13 protein-coding genes are annotated in these 19,731 nt (G+C 73.8%); 7 read left to right on the forward strand and 6 right to left on the reverse strand.

Features of this window, described 5'->3' with window-relative positions:
- The first annotated feature begins 114 nt into the window (after window positions 1-114).
- The 5 genes from FVS66_RS29420 to moeZ all read left to right on the forward strand — a co-directional run bounded on the left by FVS66_RS29420 (window position 115) and on the right by moeZ (window position 5,996).
- Complete coding sequence (locus FVS66_RS29420; RefSeq protein WP_149184283.1) at window positions 115-1,809, forward strand: DUF3492 domain-containing protein; 1,695 nt, start codon at window positions 115-117, stop codon at window positions 1,807-1,809.
- Entirely contained in the window at window positions 1,802-2,896 is a 1,095-nt protein-coding gene (locus FVS66_RS29425) for a hypothetical protein (protein WP_149184284.1), read from the forward strand. Before FVS66_RS29420 ends, FVS66_RS29425 begins: the two co-directional genes overlap by 8 nt.
- Before the next feature lie 133 nt (window positions 2,897-3,029).
- Entirely contained in the window at window positions 3,030-3,992 is a 963-nt protein-coding gene (locus FVS66_RS29430) for an NAD-dependent epimerase/dehydratase family protein (RefSeq protein ID WP_149184285.1), read from the forward strand.
- On the forward strand, window positions 3,980-4,732 hold the full coding sequence (locus FVS66_RS29435; RefSeq protein ID WP_149184286.1) for a spherulation-specific family 4 protein: 753 nt from the start codon (window positions 3,980-3,982) through the stop codon (window positions 4,730-4,732). Before FVS66_RS29430 ends, FVS66_RS29435 begins: the two co-directional genes overlap by 13 nt.
- Before the next feature lie 85 nt (window positions 4,733-4,817).
- On the forward strand, window positions 4,818-5,996 hold the full coding sequence (moeZ, locus tag FVS66_RS29440) for an adenylyltransferase/sulfurtransferase MoeZ (RefSeq protein WP_149184287.1): 1,179 nt from the start codon (window positions 4,818-4,820) through the stop codon (window positions 5,994-5,996).
- A gap of 71 nt (window positions 5,997-6,067) precedes the next feature.
- Here the strand turns inward: moeZ and FVS66_RS29445 are convergent, their stop codons facing one another.
- The 6 genes from FVS66_RS29445 to FVS66_RS29470 all read right to left on the reverse strand — a co-directional run bounded on the left by FVS66_RS29445 (window position 6,068) and on the right by FVS66_RS29470 (window position 15,513).
- The gene (locus FVS66_RS29445) at window positions 6,068-7,636 is read right to left on the reverse strand and encodes an alpha/beta hydrolase (RefSeq protein WP_149184288.1); all 1,569 of its coding nucleotides are present in this window, start codon (window positions 7,634-7,636) and stop codon (window positions 6,068-6,070) included.
- Between the two features lie 101 nt (window positions 7,637-7,737).
- Window positions 7,738-9,354 (reverse strand): alpha/beta hydrolase, encoded by a 1,617-nt coding sequence (locus FVS66_RS29450; RefSeq protein ID WP_187645746.1) that lies wholly within the window; start codon window positions 9,352-9,354, stop codon window positions 7,738-7,740.
- A gap of 94 nt (window positions 9,355-9,448) precedes the next feature.
- Window positions 9,449-11,479 (reverse strand): ABC transporter permease, encoded by a 2,031-nt coding sequence (locus FVS66_RS29455; protein WP_149184290.1) that lies wholly within the window; start codon window positions 11,477-11,479, stop codon window positions 9,449-9,451.
- Complete coding sequence (gene modA / locus FVS66_RS29460; protein ID WP_262387284.1) at window positions 11,476-12,273, reverse strand: molybdate ABC transporter substrate-binding protein; 798 nt, start codon at window positions 12,271-12,273, stop codon at window positions 11,476-11,478. Before modA ends, FVS66_RS29455 begins: the two co-directional genes overlap by 4 nt.
- Window positions 12,266-12,661, reverse strand: a complete 396-nt coding sequence (locus FVS66_RS29465) for a helix-turn-helix transcriptional regulator (protein WP_149184291.1) — start codon at window positions 12,659-12,661, stop codon at window positions 12,266-12,268. Before FVS66_RS29465 ends, modA begins: the two co-directional genes overlap by 8 nt.
- Before the next feature lie 128 nt (window positions 12,662-12,789).
- Window positions 12,790-15,513 (reverse strand): flippase-like domain-containing protein, encoded by a 2,724-nt coding sequence (locus tag FVS66_RS29470; RefSeq protein WP_187645755.1) that lies wholly within the window; start codon window positions 15,511-15,513, stop codon window positions 12,790-12,792.
- A gap of 158 nt (window positions 15,514-15,671) precedes the next feature.
- On the opposite strand from FVS66_RS29470, the gene FVS66_RS29475 reads away from it, so the two are divergent.
- A complete protein-coding gene (locus FVS66_RS29475; protein ID WP_262387285.1) occupies window positions 15,672-16,082 on the forward strand; it encodes an MGMT family protein in 411 nt (136 codons plus the stop codon).
- A gap of 82 nt (window positions 16,083-16,164) precedes the next feature.
- Window positions 16,165-19,680 (forward strand): ATP-dependent DNA helicase, encoded by a 3,516-nt coding sequence (locus tag FVS66_RS29480; RefSeq protein ID WP_187645748.1) that lies wholly within the window; start codon window positions 16,165-16,167, stop codon window positions 19,678-19,680.
- The last annotated feature ends 51 nt before the right edge of the window (window positions 19,681-19,731 follow it).

Genomic DNA, 19,731 nt, shown 5'->3' on the forward strand with positions numbered 1-19,731 from the left:
GGTGGCGCGATGGACAACCGTCCGTCGCGCCACCGCCTCATCCGCTTACGGTCGTCCCGCCGCGAGTCGCCGGACCAACGGCGGCCGTGCACAAGGGAGATCGGGGGTGTACTCGTGCGGATCGGACTGCTCACGGAAGGTGGCTACCCCTATGCGTCGGGTGAGTCCAGGCTCTGGTGCGACCGGCTCGTGCGCGGGCTCGCGCAGCACGAGTTCGATATCTACGCGCTCAGCCGCAGCGCGCGGCAGGAGGACGGCGGCTGGGTACCGCTGCCGCCCCACGTGCGGCGCGTACGGACCGCGCCCCTGTGGGCCACGCCGCCCGACCACGCCCGCCGTGGCACCGCCCGCGCCTCGCGCGGCTACGGGCGGCGCGACCGGCGGTGCTTCGCCGAGCACTTCGAGCAGCTGACCGCCGCCCTCTGCCGCGCCACCGAGCCGACCGGCGGCACCGCGTTCGCCGACGGCCTCTACGGGCTCGCCGAACTCGCCCGCGACCGGGGCGGGCTGAGGGCCGCCCTCCGCTCCGAGACCGCCGCACGCGTCCTGGAGGCGGGCTGCCGCGCCCCCGGCGCACGCCGGAGCGCGCACAGCGCGACGGTTCCCGACTACCTGGCGCTCACCGATGAGCTGGAGCGCGCCCTGCGCCCCCTGTCGCTGGACTGGTACGGGGCCGACGGGCTCGGCGCGGTCGACCTGTGCCATGCGGCGTCGGGTGGTACGGCGGCGCTTCCCGGCCTTCTGGCCAAACGCTTCTTCGGCGTTCCGCTGCTGGTCACCGAGTACGGCGTCCAGCTGCGCGCGCACTACCTGGCGGCCGGCCGGGCCGCCGTGGCGCCGCTCGCCCCGCCCGTACGCGCCCTGCTCGCCGCGTTCCACGGCCGGCTCGCCGCCGAGGTCTACCGGCAGGCCGCCGTCATCACCCCCGGCAACGCCCACGCCCGCCGCTGGCAGGAACGCTGCGGCGCCGACCGGGCCAAGCTGCGCACGGTCCACCCCGGCCTGGAAGCGGAACGGTTCGCCGCCGTGGGGGAGGGGACCGACGGCGGCGAACCGCGCACCCTCGTGTGGGTGGGCCGGATCGAGCCCGCCAAGGACCTCGTGGGGCTGCTGCACGCTTTCGCCGAGGTGCGCAAGGAGGAGCCGGAGACCCGGTTGAGGATCATCGCCACGCCCGTACGGGAACCCGAGGCGGCCACATACCTCGCCCACTGCCGGGCGCTCGCGGCGCAGCTCTTCCCGGACGAGGCCGCCACGGCCCACGCCGTGGGGGACAACCCCGTCTCCTTCGAGGAGATCGGCGGTCCGGAGGCGCCCGAGCTCGCCGACGCCTACGCCGCCGGGTGCGTGATCGTCCTGTCCAGCGTCGTCGAGGGCTTTCCCGTCAGCCTCGTCGAGGCCATGCTCTGCGGCCGCGCCACGGTCTCCACGGACGCCGGCGCGGTGATCGAGGCCATCGGCGGCACGGGCCTCGTCGTGCCCCCACGCAACCCGCGGGCGCTCGCCGACGCGTGTGTGGCGTTGCTGCGCGACCCGGAGCGCAGGGCACGGCTGGGCGCCGCCGCGCGCGCCCGTGCACTCGAACTCTTCACCGTCGAGCAGAACCTCGCCGCCTTCCGTGCCCTGTACCTGGAACTGCTGTCGCTCGCGCCCGTGCGTCGTGACATCGAAGCGCTGGACCCGGACGGCGCTCCGCTGCCCTTCGCACACCCGGCCGAGGCGTATGTACCGGGGCACTGGACGGCCACCGTCCGGCCCGGTCCCGCCTGGGCAGGCGCGGCGATGGCGACGGGAGGCGGCCATGTCTGAGGCCCCGAAGGCGGCGACGGCCGTGCGCCGGAGGTCCGCCGACCCGGTCAAGGCGCTGCTGCACCGGCACCGGGAGCTGTGCGAGCGGGCCGTCGACCCCCTGGAGATCGCGGCGGGGCTGGAGGCCCACGGCGTCACCGACCGCACCGCGGCCCGGTTCCGGCACCGCGACGTCTTCTCGCTCGCCGAGGAGCTCTACGCGCGCGTGCCCCGCGGCGGCGAGGACGGCCCGGCCGTGCCCGGGGGCGCCGCTGCGGCCGGCCGAAGTCGGCGCCGCGGGTGGGCCCTCACCGCGCTGCTCCCCGGCGTCGTCTGCGCCCCGGCCGTCGCCGGTCAGGCCCTCACCTCCGGACCGCTGCGGTTCGCCGTCACGGTGGCGGGCGTCACGGGGCTCGCGGCCGCGCTCGTGTTCTGCGTCCGGCGCGGCCCGCTGCGCGCGCCGGGAGGCACACGGGTCGGCACGCGTGCCGCTGCGGTCCTGCTCCTGGCGTACGCGGCGTACGGCGACGGGCTGCTGGAGCAGCTGATCAGCGGCGGCCCCGACAGGCCCTGGCCCCCGGCCACCGCACCGCTCCTGGGGCTCGCCCTCGCGGTGCTCCCGGCGGCCGTCTGCGCCCGGCTGTTCGCCGTTCGGACCCGGCGCCGCCTCGCGGGCAGCCGCGGCCTCGACGACTTCACCGCCCGGGCCAGGCCCCTGCTCCTCGCGGTCGTCGTCCTCTACCTGGCCGCCCTGACCGCGCTCCTTTCCCTCGCCCGCCTGCTGCCCGGTGCGGAGCCGGGACCGCTCGTCCCTGCCGCCGCGCTGGGCACCCTGCTGTTCCTGGCCCGGCTGCTCGCCGTGCACGGCTTCCCCGATTCCGCCGCCACCGCCCTCGGGGCCGCCTGCGCCGTCGAGGTCCTCGTCTGCGCCGCCGTCCTCGCCGGACGGCTGCCCGGCGGCGACCTGGTGGCGGCCCCGGTGCGGGCGGCCGTCGAGACCTGGGGCAGCGCCGCCGTACCGGCACTCGCCTGCGGAGCGGCAGCGCTCGCCCTGTTGGCACACGCCACGACCGTGCTCGCCCGTGCCTCCGCGCACGCCCACCTCTGACCGCACACCCATCACCGGTACCGCCGGTACCCACCAGCACTGCCAGCACTGCCAGCACACCGACATGACCGAGGAGACACGCCATGACCCCCCTATCCCCAGCAACGGCCGGACGGCGCGAAGGGGGCGCGCGATGAGGGTGCTGCTGCTCGGCGCCACCGGATTCCTCGGCCGCTTCGTCGCCGACCGGCTGCTCGCCGACCCGGCGGTGCACCTCACCGCCCTCGGCCGCCGCGACGACTCCGACGTGCGCTTCGACCTCGCCAACGGGAGCCCGGGTGCGCTCACCCGGTTCCTGGACGCCGTCCATCCGGGTGTCGTCATCAACTGCGCGGGCGCCACGCGCGGCGGCGCCCGGGAGCTGACCCGGCACAACACCGTCGCCGTCGCCACCGTCTGCGAGGCGCTGCGCCGCAGCCGCTGCGGCGCCCGCATGGTCCAGGTCGGCTGCGCCTCCGAGTACGGGCCGTCGCAGCCCGGCTCGTCGACCGCTGAGGACGCCGTGCCCCGCCCGGGCGGCCCGTACGGCGTGTCCAAGCTCGCAGCGACCGAACTGGTCCTCGGCTCCGGCCTGGACGCCGTCGTCCTTCGGGTCTTCTCGCCGGTCGGCCCCGGCACCCCGGCCGGCTCTCCGCTCGGCCGGCTCGCCGAGGCGATGCGCCGGGCCATGCAGTCCGGCGACGCCGAACTGAAGCTCGGCGGCCTCGGCGTACAGCGTGACTTCGTCGACGTACGGGACGTGGCGCGCGCCGTGCACGCCGCTTCCCTGTCGGCGGCGCAGGGTGTCGTCAACATCGGCACCGGACGGGCCGTACGGCTCCGCGACGCGGCCGCCGTCCTCGCGCGCGTCGCCGGGTACACGGGCGCCCTCCACGAGCTGGACGGCCCTCCCGTGCGGCCCGCGATCGCGGCGCAGCGTGCCGACTCCCTGTCCGACCACCTCTCCGCCGCCGCTCCCCACCCGTACCCGGACGGCTGCGGCAGCTGGCAGCAGGCCGACGTCCGCACCGCCCGCGACCGGCTCGGCTGGCGTCCGCGCATCAACCTGGAGGAGTCACTGGCGGATATCTGGATGGAGGCGGCATGCCGCATTTGACCAGAACCGGCACCGACCTGTCCGCGACCGGTGCCGACAGAATCGGGTTCGGCATCCCCGGCTACGCCCATCCACTCCTGGCACCCGTGGAGTGGGCCGAGCTGGCCCGGCCGGGCACGCCCGTGCACTGGGCCGTCCTCAATGTCGCGAACGGCCCGGGCGTACGGCCCGACCCGCACTGCCTGGAGGTGGCCGGCCGGCTCCGGAACGCGGGCGTCCGTGTCCTCGGCCATCTCGACCTGGGCGGTGGCACCCGCCCCTTCGGCGACAGCGTCTCCGAGGCCCACCGCTATCTCGACTGGTACCGCGTGGACGGCTACTTCCTGGACCGGTGTCCCATGGAGCGGGCAGACCTGCCCGATGTGCGAAGGCTCACGGCGACCCTGGAGACGGTCCTCGACGAGTCGGACGGCTGCCATCTGGTGCTCGGCCATGGCACTCACCCCCACCCCGGCTACGCGGAGATCGCCGATCAGCTGGTCACCTTCTCCGGCCCCTGGACCGAATACCGCTGGTCACAGGCGGCCGAGTGGACCGCCGACCATCCGCCGGAGCGGTTTGTGCACCTGGTGCACGGCGTGCCGCGCACGCATCTGGAGGAGGCCATGCGGATCGCGCGGTGGCAGGGCGCCGCGACGATCTTCTTCACCGATCACACCGGACAAACCAGTCCATTCGCGGCCCTGCCCGGCTACTGGGACGAAATCGTCTCGCAGATCGGACCAGGTGTCTCGGAATGAGGAGGGCCGTGGCAGTGTTACGGGACATGTAGTCCCCGCCCGCGCGGGGGTAGTCCCGTACTGACATACGACCAACGGAGTCCCCGTGTCGCTGCCACCCCTGGTCGAGCCGGCTGCCGAGCTCACCGTAGACGAGGTCCGCAGGTACTCCCGCCATCTGATCATCCCGGACGTCGGGATGGACGGACAGAAGCGGCTGAAGAACGCCAAGGTGCTGTGTGTGGGCGCGGGCGGCCTCGGCTCGCCCGCCCTGATGTACCTGGCCGCGGCGGGCGTCGGCACGCTCGGCATCGTGGAGTTCGACGAGGTCGACGAGTCGAACCTGCAGCGCCAGATCATCCACAGCCAGTCGGACATCGGCCGCTCCAAGGCGGAGTCCGCGCGTGACAGCGTCAAGGGCATCAACCCGTATGTGAACGTGATCCTTCACGAGGAGCGGCTGGAAGCCGACAACGTGATGGACATCTTCAGCCAGTACGACCTGATCGTCGACGGCACGGACAACTTCGCGACGCGCTACCTGGTCAACGACGCGTGCGTGCTGCTGAACAAGCCGTACGTCTGGGGCTCGATCTACCGGTTCGACGGCCAGGCATCGGTCTTCTGGTCCGAGTACGGGCCCTGCTACCGCTGCCTCTACCCGGAGCCCCCGCCGCCGGGCATGGTCCCCTCCTGCGCCGAGGGCGGCGTGCTGGGCGTGCTCTGCGCGTCCATCGGCTCCATCCAGGTCACCGAGGCGATCAAGGTCCTGGCCGGCGTGGGCGACCCGCTGGTCGGCCGGCTGATGATCTACGACGCCCTGGAGATGCAGTACCGCCAGGTCAAGGTCCGCAAGGACCCGAACTGCGCGGTCTGCGGTGAGAACCCCACCGTCACCGAGCTCATCGACTACGAGGCGTTCTGCGGCGTCGTGTCCGAGGAGGCCCAGGAGGCGGCGGCCGGCTCCACGATCACTCCCAAGCAGCTCAAGGAGTGGATCGACGACGGCGAGAACATCGACATCATCGATGTCCGTGAGGTCAACGAGTACGAGATCGTCTCCATCCCCGGTGCCCGGCTCATCCCGAAGAACGACTTCCTGATGGGCGCCGCCCTCCAGGACCTCCCGCAGGACAAGAAGATCGTCTTGCATTGCAAGACGGGTGTCCGCAGCGCGGAAGTCCTCGCGGTGCTGAAGTCGGCGGGCTTCTCGGACGCCGTGCACGTCGGCGGCGGCGTCATCGGCTGGGTCAACCAGATCGAGCCGCACAAGCCGGTCTACTGACCGGACATCCCTCCCGGGCTCAGGGGGCCGGACCGCTCGGTCCGGCCCCCTTCCCGTGTACGGGGCCGGGGCTACGAGCAGGTGGTGCCGTCCGACGGGACCTCGCCCCGCAGCAGATAGTCGTCCACCGTCCGCGTCACACAGGACGACGTGCCGTAGGCGCCATGGCCCTCGCCCTTGTTGGTGATCAGGATGCCGACGCCGTCGCCGAGCCCGTCCGCCATCTTCCGCGCGCCCTCGTACGGCGTCGCGGGGTCGCCCGTCGTACCGATGACCAGGATCGGACCCGCGCCGGGCGCGCTCACGTCCTGCGTCGTCCACTCGCCCTTCACCGGCCAGTCCGCGCACCAGCCCGCTGTGTCCCAGGCCAGGAACTCGCCGAACACGGGCGATATCCGGCGGAACTCGGGGAGCAGCGCCTTCGCCTCGGCGAGTGTCGGCCGCTGGTTGCTGTCGGCGCAGGAGATCGCGCGCTGGGAGTGGCTGTCCGTGCCGTAGTGCCCGTCCGGGTCCCGGTCGTTGTACATGTCGGCGAGCCGCAGCAGGGCGTCGCCCCGGCCTTCCTCCGCCTCCTGCAGCGCCTCCGTCAGCAGCGGCCAGCTGCCCTCCGAGTACAGCGGCAGGACGATGCCCGTCAGCGCGAGACTCTCGGTCAGCTTCCGGTCACCGCTCGTCGGCAGCGGCTGTGCGTCGAGTCGCTTCAGCAGCCGGGCCACGCGCGCGGTGCCCTTCTCCGCGCCCTCGCCGGTGGACTCGAAGTAGTTGTTCAGCGCCCGCTGGAAGCCGGTCGTCTGGTGCCGTGCGTGGCCCTTGGAGTCGACGGTCGGGTCGACCACCGCGTCCAGGACCGTCCAGCCGGTGTTCTTCGGGAACAGGTGCGCGTACGCCGCGCCCAGCTGTGTGCCGTAGGAGATACCGAAGTAGTTGAGCTTGCCGTCGCCCAGCACATGCCGGATCAGGTCCAGATCACGCGCCGTGTTGCTCGTGGTGACATGGCCGATGAGCTTCCCCGACCGCCGGGCGCAGCCGGCCCCGAAGTCGGCGCCGTTCTTCATATAGGCGGCCTCCTCGGCTGCCATGTCCGGCGTCAGGTCGACCCGCGCCTCCGAGGCGGCCTGCTCCTCGTCGGACCGGCACACGACCGCGGAGCTCCCGCCGACGCCACGCGGATCGAACCCGACCAGGTCGTAGCGGGCGTTGAGCGAGTCGTACGCGCGGGCCGCGCCCGGCAGTATCTCCACGCCCGAGGCGCCCGGGCCGCCGAAGTTGAACAGCAGGGAGCCGATGCGCCCGCTCTGCTTGTGGGCCTCCTTGCGGACGAGCGCGATGGACAGCGTCTCGCCGTCCGGCTTCGCGTAGTCCAGCGGCACCTTGACACTCGCGCACCGCCACGCCGACCCCGGCTCCGCGCCACCCTCCGGCGCCTCGCACGGCCGCCAGTCCGGCTTCTGGCCCGTGAGCGACGCGGGCAGGGCCGGCATACCCGGTGAGCTGCCGGGCTTGCCGGGCAAAGCGCTCGCCGAGGCTCCCGGCGACGCTCCGCCGCCGCCCCCGCCGCCGTCGTCCTGACAACCCGTGACCAGCCCGGCCGCCATGACCGCTGTGGCCGCCATCGCCACGACCCGCACCCGCTTGGACATCCGTCCCCCCAAGAACCGCCCCGTACGAACCGGGCACCCCACCTGACGAACGTCATCGTATGGCGCGCCGCCGACAGCCCGCGCACCCTGTGGAAAACCACTCATGGGCACACCGTTCCCGAGGCCGGGACCTTGCCGTCCAGCAGGTACGCGTCCACGACACGCTGCACACAGGCGTCTTTGCTGTTGTACGCGCCATGCCCCTCGCCCTCGTACGTCAGCGTCACGCCCACGTCTTCGCCCAGCGCCGTCGCCATGGCCTTCGCGCCCTCGAACGGCGTGGCCGGGTCGCCGGTGTTGCCGATCACCAGGATGGGCGCCGCGCCGGGGGCGCTGACGATCGGGTGCTCCCAGGTGCCCGGGACCGGCCACTGGTTGCAGCCCAGCAGACCCCAGCCGAGGAAGTCGCCGAACACCGGTGACGCCTCGCGGAACTCGGGCAGCCTCGCCTTCACCTCCTCCCGCGTGAACCGCTGCTTGTAGTCGACGCAGTTGACCGCCGCGTTCGCCGCATGGAGATTGCTGTAGTGGCCGTTCTCGTCACGGCCGTTCATCGAGTCCGACAGGGCGAGGAGCAGCGCTCCGTTCCCGCCGTCCGCCTCGTCGAGGCCCTGTTCGAGGAACGGCCAGAACTCCTTCGAGTACAGGGCCTGGGCGATGCCGTTGGCCGCCTGCGTCTGGGTCAGCTTGCGCTGGCCGATGCCCTCGATGGGCTGCTTGTCGAGCCGTTCCAGCAGGTCGGTGACGAACTGCTGGATCTCCGCGGGGCTGCTGCCGGGCAGCGCGCAGGCGTCTCCCCGGTCCACGCAGTCCTGCGCGAAGTTGCGGAGCGCCAACTGGAATCCCGCGGCCTGGCCGAGCGCGCCCTCCGCGGCGGTGTCGCGCGGGTCGACGGACGCGTCGAACACGGCCCGGCCCACGCGGCGGGGGAAAAGATGCGCGTACACGCCGCCGAGTTCGGTGCCGTAGGAGATGCCGAAGTAGTACAGCTTGTCGTCGCCGAGCACCTGCCGCATCAGGTCCATGTCGCGGGCCGCGTTCTCCGTGCCGACGTAGGGCAGGATCTCGCCGGAGTTCTCCTCGCAGGCTTCGGCGTACTTCTTCAGCTCGTTCTGGAGGTTCTCCTCCTCGGCGGCGTTGTCCGGGGTCGCGTCCTGGGCGAAGAACCGGTCGAGTGCCTGGCGGTCGCCCAGGCACTCCACACCCTGGCTCTGGCCGACCCCGCGCGGGTCGAAGCTGACCAGGTCGTAGCGGGAGCGCAGATTCTCGTAGTCCGCGGCGAAGGACGGCAGGGCGGTGACGCCCGAGCCGCCCGGGCCGCCGAAGTTGAAGACGAGGGAGCCGATCCGGTTGGACTGGTCGCGGGCCTTGGCGCGGATGAGAGCCAGCTCGACGGTGTCGCCCCCGGGGTCCGCGTAGTCGAGTGGGACGTCCATGAACGAGCACTCCCACTGGGTACCGTCCGGCAGGGGCGTCGGTGCCGCCGCGTCGCTCTCCGCGGCCGCGGGAGGGGTGCACCCGCGCCAGGTCAGCTTCTGCGCGGCCAGCTCCGCCATCCTGTCCCGGCCGTCGTCCCCGTCGTCCGAGCAGCCCGCCACGGCCCCGGCGAGCAGGACGGCGGCGGCGAGCACGGCGGTACCCCGGCGGGCGGACGTACGCCGGGAGCCCGACGTACGCCGGGGGGCGGTCGTACGCCAGGGGGCGTGAGTGGGCGGCATGTGGTCCATCGTGGGTGCGGGGCACGCGCGGCGCACCCGGGGCGACCGCGACCGGCACCCATGCGGGTGGCCGACCGCCCGTCGGGCAGCGGCGCTACAGGGGTACGACGGTGACTTCGGTCGCCTTCACGCTCACCCACACCTCGGCGTCCTCCACCAGGCCCAGGTCCGCCGCTGCCGCCGGGGTCACCTCGGCGACCACGTCGTCCGGTGCCCCGGGGGCCCCGGAGACGAGGACCCGCAGCCGTGCGCCGTGCGCGGTCAGCTCCCGTACGGTGCCCCGCCACACGTTGCGCGGGCTGCCCGAGGGGCGCACCCCGTGCAGGGACACCGCCTCGGGCGGGACCACCGCGAGAGCGGGCGTGCCCTCGGCGGGCGACGGGTCCGCGGCCGTCACCAGCCGGGCGCCGCCCGCCACGTCCAGGCCGCCGTCCCGTACGGTGCCCGGCCAGGCGTTGCGGCCCAGCATGCGCGCGACCCACGGCGAGCGCGGGTGCCGGGCGACCTCGGCGGGCGAGGCGTACTGCACCAGGCCGCCCTCCTCCAGTACGAGGACCCGGTCGGCCAGCGACACGGCCTCCACGGGGTCGTGCGTGACGATCAGGCATACGCCGGGGAACCCGGCCAGATGCTGCCTCAGCGCGTGCCGTACGCGCGCGCGGGTCGTCTGGTCCAGGGCCGCCAGCGGCTCGTCGAGCAGCAGCAGCCGGGGCCGCGCGGCCAGCGCCCGGGCCAGGGCGACCCGCTGGGCCTGGCCGCCCGAGAGCTCCCCGGGCCTGCGGTGCGCGAGATGGCCCACCCCGAGTCGGTCCAGCCGTTTCTGGGCCTCCACGCGCGCGTGGGACCGGGAGACGCCCTGCGCGCGGAGCCCGTAGGCGGTGTTCGCCAGCGCCGACAGGTGCGGGAAGAGCGCCCCGTCCTGCGGCACCCACGCGATGCCCCGCCGGTGCGGCGGCACCCCGGCCAGCTCACGTCCGTCGAGGCGCAGGGACGTCACCGTGGCGCGCGGTGTCAGGCCCAGCAACGCGCGCAGCAGGGTCGTCTTGCCGGCGCCGTTCGGCCCCACGACGGCGACGGTCGTCCCGGCCGGTACGTCGAGGTCCAGAGCGGTCGCCCCGGTCACCTCGGCCGTCAGCGGCCACGAGCCCCCGGCGGGGTACGTCCCGCCCACCCCGGCGGAGGCGCCGCCGGCCGTCTCGGCGCCTGTCGCACCGCCGCGGGCCACGGTGTCCCCGTCCGCGTCTCCGCCGGCCCGGGAGGGGACGTACTCCGTACCGCCGGCGTCGGGTTCCGACGCGCCCGTCGGCCCTCCAGGAGCCCGGGCCCCGGCCGTCCGCGCCGCCCCGCCCAGCCAGCGGCCCCGCAGCGCGACCAGCACCGCCGTCGCGACCACGAGCAGGAGCAGTGACACCGCGACGGCGCCCTCGGGGTCGTTCTGGAGCAGCAGATAGACCTGAAGGGGCAGGGTCTGCGTCGTGCCCGGCAGATTGCCCGCGAAGGTGATCGTCGCGCCGAACTCGCCCAGTGCCCGGGCCCAGCACAGCGCTGCCCCCGCCACCAGCCCGGGCCCGACCATCGGCACGGTCACGGTGAAGAACGTACGCAACGGCGCGGCACCCAGCGACGCCGCTGTCTCCTCATAGCGCGGGTGCAGCCCGGCCAGCGCACCCTCCAGGCTGATCACCAGGAACGGCATGGACACGAAGGCCGCCGCCACCACCGCGCCCGCCGTCGAGAACGGCAGCGTCACCCCGAACCAGTCCGCGAGCACCCCGCCCAGCAGCCCGCGCCGCCCGAACCCCTGCAGCAGCGCCACACCCGCCACGGTGGGCGGCAGCACCATCGGCAGCATCACCAGGACCCGTACCAGGGCCTTGCCCGGGAAGTCCACGCGCGCCAGCACCCACGCCAGCGGTACACCGAGCAGCAGCGACAGGACCAGCGCCCAGGCGGACACCACCAGCGACAGCCCGAGCGCCTCACGCACGGCGGGCGTGGTCAGCCGCTCGGCGAGCGTCCCCCACGGGGCGTGCGCCAGCACACCCGCGAGCGGCAGCAGCAGGAACACCACCGCCACCAGGGCGGGGACGGCGAGCGTGGCGGGCACCCGCCGGGTGGTGCTCATGGCGTCTCGAACCCGGCCTCCGCCAGCAGTTCCCGCGCCTCCGCCGACCGCAGCCACGCCACGAAGGCCCGCGCGGCCTCCGCGTCCGCGGCGGAGTCGAGCGTCGCCGCCGGGTAGGAGGCGACGGCGTTCCGCGCGTCCGGGACGGCCACGGTGTCCACGCCGCCACCCGCCGCGGCCGCGTCGGTCACGTACACGAGCCCGGCGTCCGCCTCGCCGAGCTGAACCTTGCTGAGCACCGCGCGGACGCTCGGCTCCTGCGAGACGGGCCGCACCGCCACCCCCGCCTTGTCGAGGATCTGCCTGCTGTAGCGGCCGACGGGCACCTCGGGCGCGGCGAGCACCACTTTCAGCCCGCTCCGGGAGAGGTCGTCGAGGCCGGTGATGTTCTCGGGGTTGCCCTTGGCCGTGGCGATGGTGAGCCGGTTGCGGGCGATCACGACGGGCTCGCCGGTCTCGTTCCGCAGACCGTCCATGGTCAGGGTGTCGGCGGTGACGACGACATCGGCCGGGACTCCCTGGCGTACCTGCGAGGCCAGTTCCTGGGACCCGGCGAAGGAGAAGGCGATCTCGGTGCCGGGGTGCGCCTTCTCGTAGGCGGTCCCGATGCCCTCGAACACGTCCGTCAGGGACGCGGCGGCCAGCACGGTCACCCTGCCCCGGTCGGGCCCGGGGCCGCCGCAGGCGGCCAGGGGCAGCAGCAGGGCCGCGGCGAGCACGGAGCCCGCGACACGGCGCAGGTTGCGGCTCAGACGCGGGGCGCGGGGCGCGGGGCGCGCGGGGCCGTCAGACACGGTCGATGTGGACATTGGTCGACTTCACCCGTGCCACCGCCTCGACACCCACCTCCAGGCCGAGCTCCTCGACCGCCTCCCGGGTGAGCAGGGACACCAGCCGGTGCGGACCGGCCTGGATCTCCACCTGCGCGGCCACATCGCCGAGCTTCACGGCGGTGACGATCCCCGCGAACGCGTTGCGCGCGCTGGTGTACGGCACATCGCCGGATTCGTCGGCCTGATGGGCCAGCTCGACCGCGAACGCGGCCAGGTCAGGTCCGTCGACGAGCCGCCTGCCCGCCGCGTCCCGGCGCGTGGGCAGCCGGCCTGCGTCCGCCCAGCGGCGCACCGTGTCGGCGCTGACGCCGAGCAGCTTGGCCGCTCGCTGAGTGGTGTAGGAGCGCATATGCGGCAATGTAGGCATGAGGGCATCGCAGATGCAAGCGGCTTCGGCGCATCCTCCTGGCGGATGCGGCCGGGCGTCATATGAAGCGACGAACCGCTGCCGCGCTACGGCGCTTCTGCGCTGCCGCGCTAGAGCGCGCCCTTTCGCGTGAGGAAGTTGAACGAGAACCAGCCCGGCAGCACCGGCAGCCACAGTGTCAGCAGCCGGTACAGCAGCACCGCGGGCGCCGCGACCTCCTTCGGCACCCCGGCCAGCACCAGACCGGCCAGCAGCGCACCCTCGACGGCGCCGACACCGCCCGGGGTGGGCGCGGCCGAGCCCAGTGCGTTGCCCGCCAGGAACACCACGGCGAGGCTCGCGTAGCTCAGCGGCTGCTCGCCGCCCGTGAACGCCCTGACCGACGCGTCCAGACACAGCACGAACATCGACGTCAGGAGCAGCATCCCGCCGATGCCCGTGAGCAGCTTCACCGGGCGCTGCAGCACGTCCAGCATGCGCGGCACCACACCGGCGAACAGCGAGCGCAGCCGCGTCGACACGAACTTCCGCAGCGCCGGGATCGCCGTGACGACCAGCACGAGCACGGCGATCGTGAGCAGGCCCGCGATGACCGTACGGGACGGCGTGAAGTCGTCCTGCGACCGCTCCGTGCCGGTCAGATAGCCGAAGGTGAGCAGCAGCAGGATGTGCGCGCCGAGCCCGAACAGCTGCGACGCCCCGACACTCGAGACCGCCAGCCCAGGGCGTACCCCGGACCGCTGGAGGAACCGGGTGTTGAGCGCCACGCCGCCGACCGCCGCCGGTGCGACGATCTTGACGAAGGAACCGGCGATCTGGGCGACGACCGTCCGCAGGAACGAGACACGCTCGGGCACGAAGCCCAGCAGGGCCATGGCCGCCGCCAGATAGCTGAGCGCCGAGAAGATCAACGCGGCGGTGACCCAGCGCCAGTCCGCGTCGCGGATCGTCGACAGCGGGATGCTGGCGATCTGCGACAGCAGGAAGTACGCGGCGATGGCGCCCGCGATGAGGCTGATGAGCGTACGGGGCCTGATCCGCTCAAGGCGGACCGGCTGCACCGGGGCCTGCGGCCTGATCAGCAGCACGTGGCGGCGGATCTGAGCGAGCAGATCCTCCTCGCGGGCCTCGTGCAGGGCGTCCTCCAGCGCCCGCTTCTCGGCCTGCTTCTCCGCCCGCATCGCCTTGCGCTCGGCCTTGGAGCCCGCCTCGCCGGCCGCGTGCGACGCGTCGAGGCGGGCCTCCTTGGCGGCCTCGGACGCCTTCAGTACCGCCTCGCGCTCCCGCTGCGACCGCTCGCGGGCGAGCTTGCGCAGGGTGGCGCGGGTCGTCCGGCTGAGCGCGATCGGCTGGAGCAGCGGCAGACAGTCGGCGACCCGGTCGGGGCCGAGTACCTCCACGGCGGCGGAGACCGCCCGTTCCGCGCCCACCCGCAGGCCGAGCGTGGTCAGCAGCTGCGCCGTGTCCATCCGCAGGACCAGATCACCGGCGGCGATCTCCCCGCCCCGCAGATCTGTGATGATCAGTTTGCCGGAACGATCCACCAGCAGGGCGTCGCCCGTCAGCCTGCGGTGCGCGATCCGCCGCGACTGCAGCGCACGGACCTGCTCCCAGCAGCCGCGCACCACCTGGTCGGTGATCTCCTCGTCCGTCAGCGCGTCCAGCGGACGGCCTTCCCGGTGCTCGTACACCAGCATCACGGCGTCCGGGCCCAGCTCGGAGGTGGCGATCAGCTTGGGCGCGTTCGCACCCGCCGCGATCGCCGCGTACGCGAGGAGCGCCTCCTGCTCCAGGGTCTGGCGCAGCGACTGGATGGACCGGCGCGTGGTGAAGCCGCGCAGCGTCATGCGGCGCCACAGCCGGTAGAAGAATCCGTGCGCCTGCTGCTCCCGGTCGACGACCGTGACGTCGAGCGGCGAACCCTCCTCCAGGGTGACCAGATAGCGGCGGCCCCGGTCGCCCTGTTCGGCGGTCTCCGGCAGGCCCTCGGTGCGCATCGCCGAGACCGGGCGGAACCCGACGTGGCGCAGGCCCGCCAGAAGCGTCTGGCCGGTGGGGCGGACGTTGGGGGCGCCGACCGTGTAGAGGGTGCCGTACGCGACCGTCCAGCCGATGAGGATGGTCAGGATGATCGAGAGGGGCGTCGTGTAGCCGGCCACGAGCATGGTGAACGCGTCGAGCAGCAGGACCACCCACAGGACGAAGCGCCAGCGCGGTCTTCTCGCCATGCCGACGGCCGACATGTAGGCGATGACCGGTGCCAGGTAGCCGTGGACGGGGTCGGTCAGGCCGCCGCCGCTCTGCGGCTGCGTGAGCGCGTCCTGGATGGCGGTGGGCGCCACCCGGGCCACCCACAGGTCGGTGGCGAGGGTCACGCCGTGCGCGAGTACGGCGGCGAGGACGCCGTCCGCGATACGCAGGCCGTCGCGTTTGATCAGCCGTTCGATCGCGAACGCCACGGGCACCAGCAGCACGGCGATGCTGGAGACGAGACCCGCGACCTTGACGAACACGTCGGGAGCCTGGCCGGTGCCCTTGCTGATGTCCTGTTCGAGACCCGATGTGGTGCCGCTGGCGAAGGCTGCGATGGCGATGACGACCGCGATCGCGAGAACGCCGACGAGCAGGCGCAGCAGGTCGGAAGGACGGTGCACACGCGCGGCGAGCAGCGGCTCGTCACCGGAGAGGCGGTCGTTGTCCGGCTCCCCGGAGCCCGGACCGGAGCCCGGGGAGAACACCGGGACCGGGCCGTCGGCCCGGCCGCCGTTCTCCCCGCCGCCGTCGGTCCGCAGGGCGGCGTTCGGGCGCGGCTCGGCCCCGGCAGCGCTCGCCATGTCGGCAGGCCGCACGTCCTGTCCCTTCGCCTTCTCTGTGTCTTCTTGATCTCGTATCACCAGTCACCGCCCGGAAGATGGTGGCATGACCGGGAGGTGCGGGAGAGCATCAGGGTGTAATGCCCGCGTTCTCGGACCCGTGGTGCAGGATGGACCGGATGACTGCTGACGAGTACCCCGACCGGCTTCCGGAGTACGCGGAGCGCGTGCTCGAGGTCGCCGAGCTCATCCCGCCCGGCCGGGTTATGACGTACGGGGACGTCGCCGAATGGCTCGGCGAGGGCGGCCCCCGTCAGGTGGGCCGGGTCATGGCGCTCTACGGTGGCGCGGTGCCGTGGTGGCGTGTGGTGCGGGCCGACGGCCGGCTGCTGCCCGGGCACGAGCAGCGGGCTCTCGGCCACTACCGTGAGGAGGCCACGCCCCTGCGGGAGGCCGCGTCGGCACACGGCGGCGCGTCCCGTCTGCCCCGCCTCGACATGAGGCGGGCCCGGTGGGACGGCGTGGCCGGCGTCGGCGGCGTCGATGGCGGGGACGCGCGCGACACCGGGCATGCGATGGCTCACAATTGACAGCTTCCGCCATCCGGCGGGGCCGCGCCCCTTCTCCACCGCTTCCTCACCCTCAGCACACCCACCAGGACCGGCGATCCACGTGAGCTCCTCCTCCACCACCCGGCGCGTGCCGTACCAGGACCAGGTACGGCAGCGGGGGCCGGGCGCGTACCGGCTGGTGCGTACCCCGCCGGACCCGGTGACTCCCCCTCTCCTGGACGCAGCGCAGCGTGCGGTGGTTGACCACCCCGGCGGGCCGCTGCTCGTCCTCGCCGGGCCTGGCACCGGCAAGACGACGACGTTGGTCGAGGCGGTGGCGGCGCGCGTCGCACAGGGCACCGACCCGGAGCGCATCCTCGTCCTCACCTTCAGCCGCAAGGCCGCCGTCGAACTGCGCGACCGGATGGCCGCCCGGCTGCACGGCACGCGCAGCCCGCAGGCGACGACCTTCCACTCCTACTGTTACGCCCTCGTCCGCGCCCACCAGGACGCCGACCTGTTCGCCGAGCCCTTGCGCCTGCTGTCCGGCCCCGAGCAGGACGTCACCGTCCGCGAGCTCCTGGCGGGCCAGCTGGACCTGGAGCGGGACGGGCTTGCCCGCATCCACTGGCCCGACGAACTGCGGGCCTGCCTCACCACGCGCGGCTTCGCCGACGAGGTACGCGCCGTGCTCGCCCGCTCCCGCGAACTGGGCCTGGGCCCGCGCGCCCTGGCGGCGTTCGCGGCGCGCACGGGGCGGCGGGACTGGTCGGCGGCCGCCGCGTTCCTCGCCGAGTACCTGGACGTCCTCGACATGCAGGGCGTCCTCGACTACGCCGAGCTGGTGCACAGGGCGGTGCTCCTCGCCCGGAGCGTGACCCTGCCCGAGTACGACGCGGTCTTCGTCGACGAGTACCAGGACACCGACCCGGCGCAGGTCCGGCTGCTGGAGGCGCTGGCGGGGCGGGGGAGGACCCTGTATGCGTTCGGCGACCCCGACCAGTCGATCTACACGTTCCGGGGCGCCGACGTCAACGGCATCCTGGACTTCCCGCACATGTTCCGGCGCGCCGACGGCACCCCCGCGCCGGTCGCCGTCCTGAGGACCTCACGCCGCTCGCCGTCCGCCCTCCTGTCCGCCACCCGGCTTCTCACCGGCCGGATGCCCATGCCGCGCCTCCCCGCCGACACCGTGCGCGCCCACCGGGACCTGGCACCGGTCCGCGAGGGCGGCCGGGTGGAGACGTACACCTTCCCGACCGCTTCCACGGAGCTCGACAACATCGCGGACATCCTGCGCCGCGCCCACCTGGAGGACGGCGTCCCCTGGAACGACATGGCCGTCCTGGTCCGCGCGGGCGCCCGCTCCCTCCCGTCGCTGCGCCGCGCCCTGACGTCGGCGGGCGTGCCCCTGGAGACGGACGGGGCCGATGTGCCCCTCCGCCACGAGCCGGCCGTCGCCCCGCTGCTGACCGCCCTCCGAGCCACAGCCATGGCCGTCCTGCGCCCGACGCCGCCCGCAGGGACGGCCTCCGACCCGGCGGACACCGCCGGAGACACGGGTGACGGCCCCGACGACGGCCATGGCGCCGCCGACAGCGCCCATGACGTTCATGCCGCCTCTGACAGGGCGGATGACGCCGACGACGCACCCGGTGGCGCGCTGGACGACGAGGCACCCGACGACGCACCCCGCGACGCGCCGGACGACGCACCCCGCGACGCGCAGGACGACGACGCGCAGGATGACGACGCCACCGCCCCCCGGCTCGACACCGAGACCGCGCTGACGCTCCTCGCCTCGCCTCTCGGCGGCATGGACGCCGCCGACCTCCGCCGCCTCGGGCGTGCCCTGCGGGACGAGGAGCGGGCGGCGGGCAACAAGGTGCCGCCGCCCTCCGACGTACTGCTCGCCCGCGCCCTCGCGGAGCCCGAGAGGCTCGTGGCCCACGATCCCGCCTACGCGCGCGGGGCACAGCACCTGGGGAAGCTGCTCCGGGAGACGCGCGAGCTGCTCGCGGCGGGCGGCACCGCCGAGGAGGCGCTCTGGCAGCTGTGGAACGGTACCGGCTGGCCGAACCGGCTCCACCGCGCCGCCCTGCGCGGCGGGCCCGCGGGCCGTAACGCCGACCGGGACCTGGACGCGGTGTGCGCCCTGTTCGACACCGCCGCCCGGGCCGAGGAACGTACCGGTGGGCGTGGCGCGCTGAACTTCCTTGCCGAGCTCGACGCGCAGGACATCGCCGCCGACACCCTCTCCAAGCGGCAGGCACGCCCCGACGCCGTAAGGCTCATGACCGCCCACCGCGCCAAGGGTCTGGAGTGGGGCCTGGTCGTCGTCGCCGGTGTGCAGGAGGGCCTCTGGCCCGACCTGCGGCGCCGCGGCTCCCTCCTGGAGGCCGACCGGATCGGCCGCGACGGACTCGCCGAACCGCTCACCCCCGGCTCCCTCCTCGCCGAGGAACGCCGCCTCTTCTACGTCGCCGCCACACGCGCGCGTGACCGCCTCGTCGTCACCGCGGTCAAGGCCCCCGCCGAGGACGGCGACCAGCCGTCCCGCTTCCTCACCGAGCTGGGCGTCGAACCGAAGGACGTCACCGCCCGCCCACGCCGCCCCCTCGCCGTCGCCGCGCTCGTCGCCGAGCTGCGCGCCACCACCGTCGACCCCGACGCGTCGCCCGCCCTGCGCGACGCCGCCGCCCGCCGCCTCGCCCGGCTCGCCGCGCTCACCGACGACGAGGGCCAGCCCCTGGTGCCCGCCGCGCACCCGTACCGCTGGTGGGGCCTGTACGACCCGACCCACGCCCCCGAGCCGCTCCGCGACCGCGACCGGCCCGTCGCCCTCTCCGGCAGCGCCCTGGACCAGCTCGCCAACACCTGCGCCCTCCAGTGGTTCCTGGGCCGCGAGGTGAAGGCGGAGGCCCCCGCCACCGCCGCCCAGGGCTTCGGCAACGTCGTCCACGTACTCGCCGACGAGGTCGCCTCCGGCCGCACCCCCGCGGACCTGGCCGTCCTGATGGAGCGCCTCGACTCCGTCTGGGGCGCCCTCGCCTTCGACGCCCCCTGGAAGTCCGCCCAGGAGAAGGAGCACGCGCGCGTGGCGCTGGAGCGCTTCCTGCGCTGGCACGTCATGGACCGCGGCGGCCGGGCCCCCGCCGCCACCGAGCACGGCTTCGACGTCACCCTGGAGGCGGGGGAGTACCAGGTACGGATCCGGGGCTCCATGGACCGGGTCGAGCGGGACGAGCAGGGCCGCGCCTACGTCGTCGACTTCAAGACCGGCAAGCAGACCCCCACCAAGGACGAGGTCGCCCGGCACGCCCAGCTCGCCGTCTACCAGATCGCCGTCCGCGAGGGCGCCGTCGACGAGCTCTTCGAAGGCCACCGCCCCGAACCCGGCGGCGCGGAACTCGTCCACCTCCGCCAGGCCGCCCCCAAGAAGGAGGGCGGCGAGGTCCTCCCGCGCGTCCAGGCGCAGGAGCCGCCGCCGGAGGAATGGGTGGGCGAACTGCTGGCCACCGCCGCCGGGCGCGTCCTCGACGAACGCTTCACCCCCACCACCGGCCCGCAGTGCACCACCTGCGCCTTCCGCGCCTCCTGCAGCGCCCGACCCGAGGGCCGCCACATCGTGGAGTAGGGCACTCGCCGGCCGCGGGCGCTGTCAGTCGGCCCCGTTAGCCTTCTCCGG

It is taken from the genome of Streptomyces sp. TRM49041 (assembly GCF_008271805.1).
GTDB lineage: Bacteria > Actinomycetota > Actinomycetes > Streptomycetales > Streptomycetaceae > Streptomyces.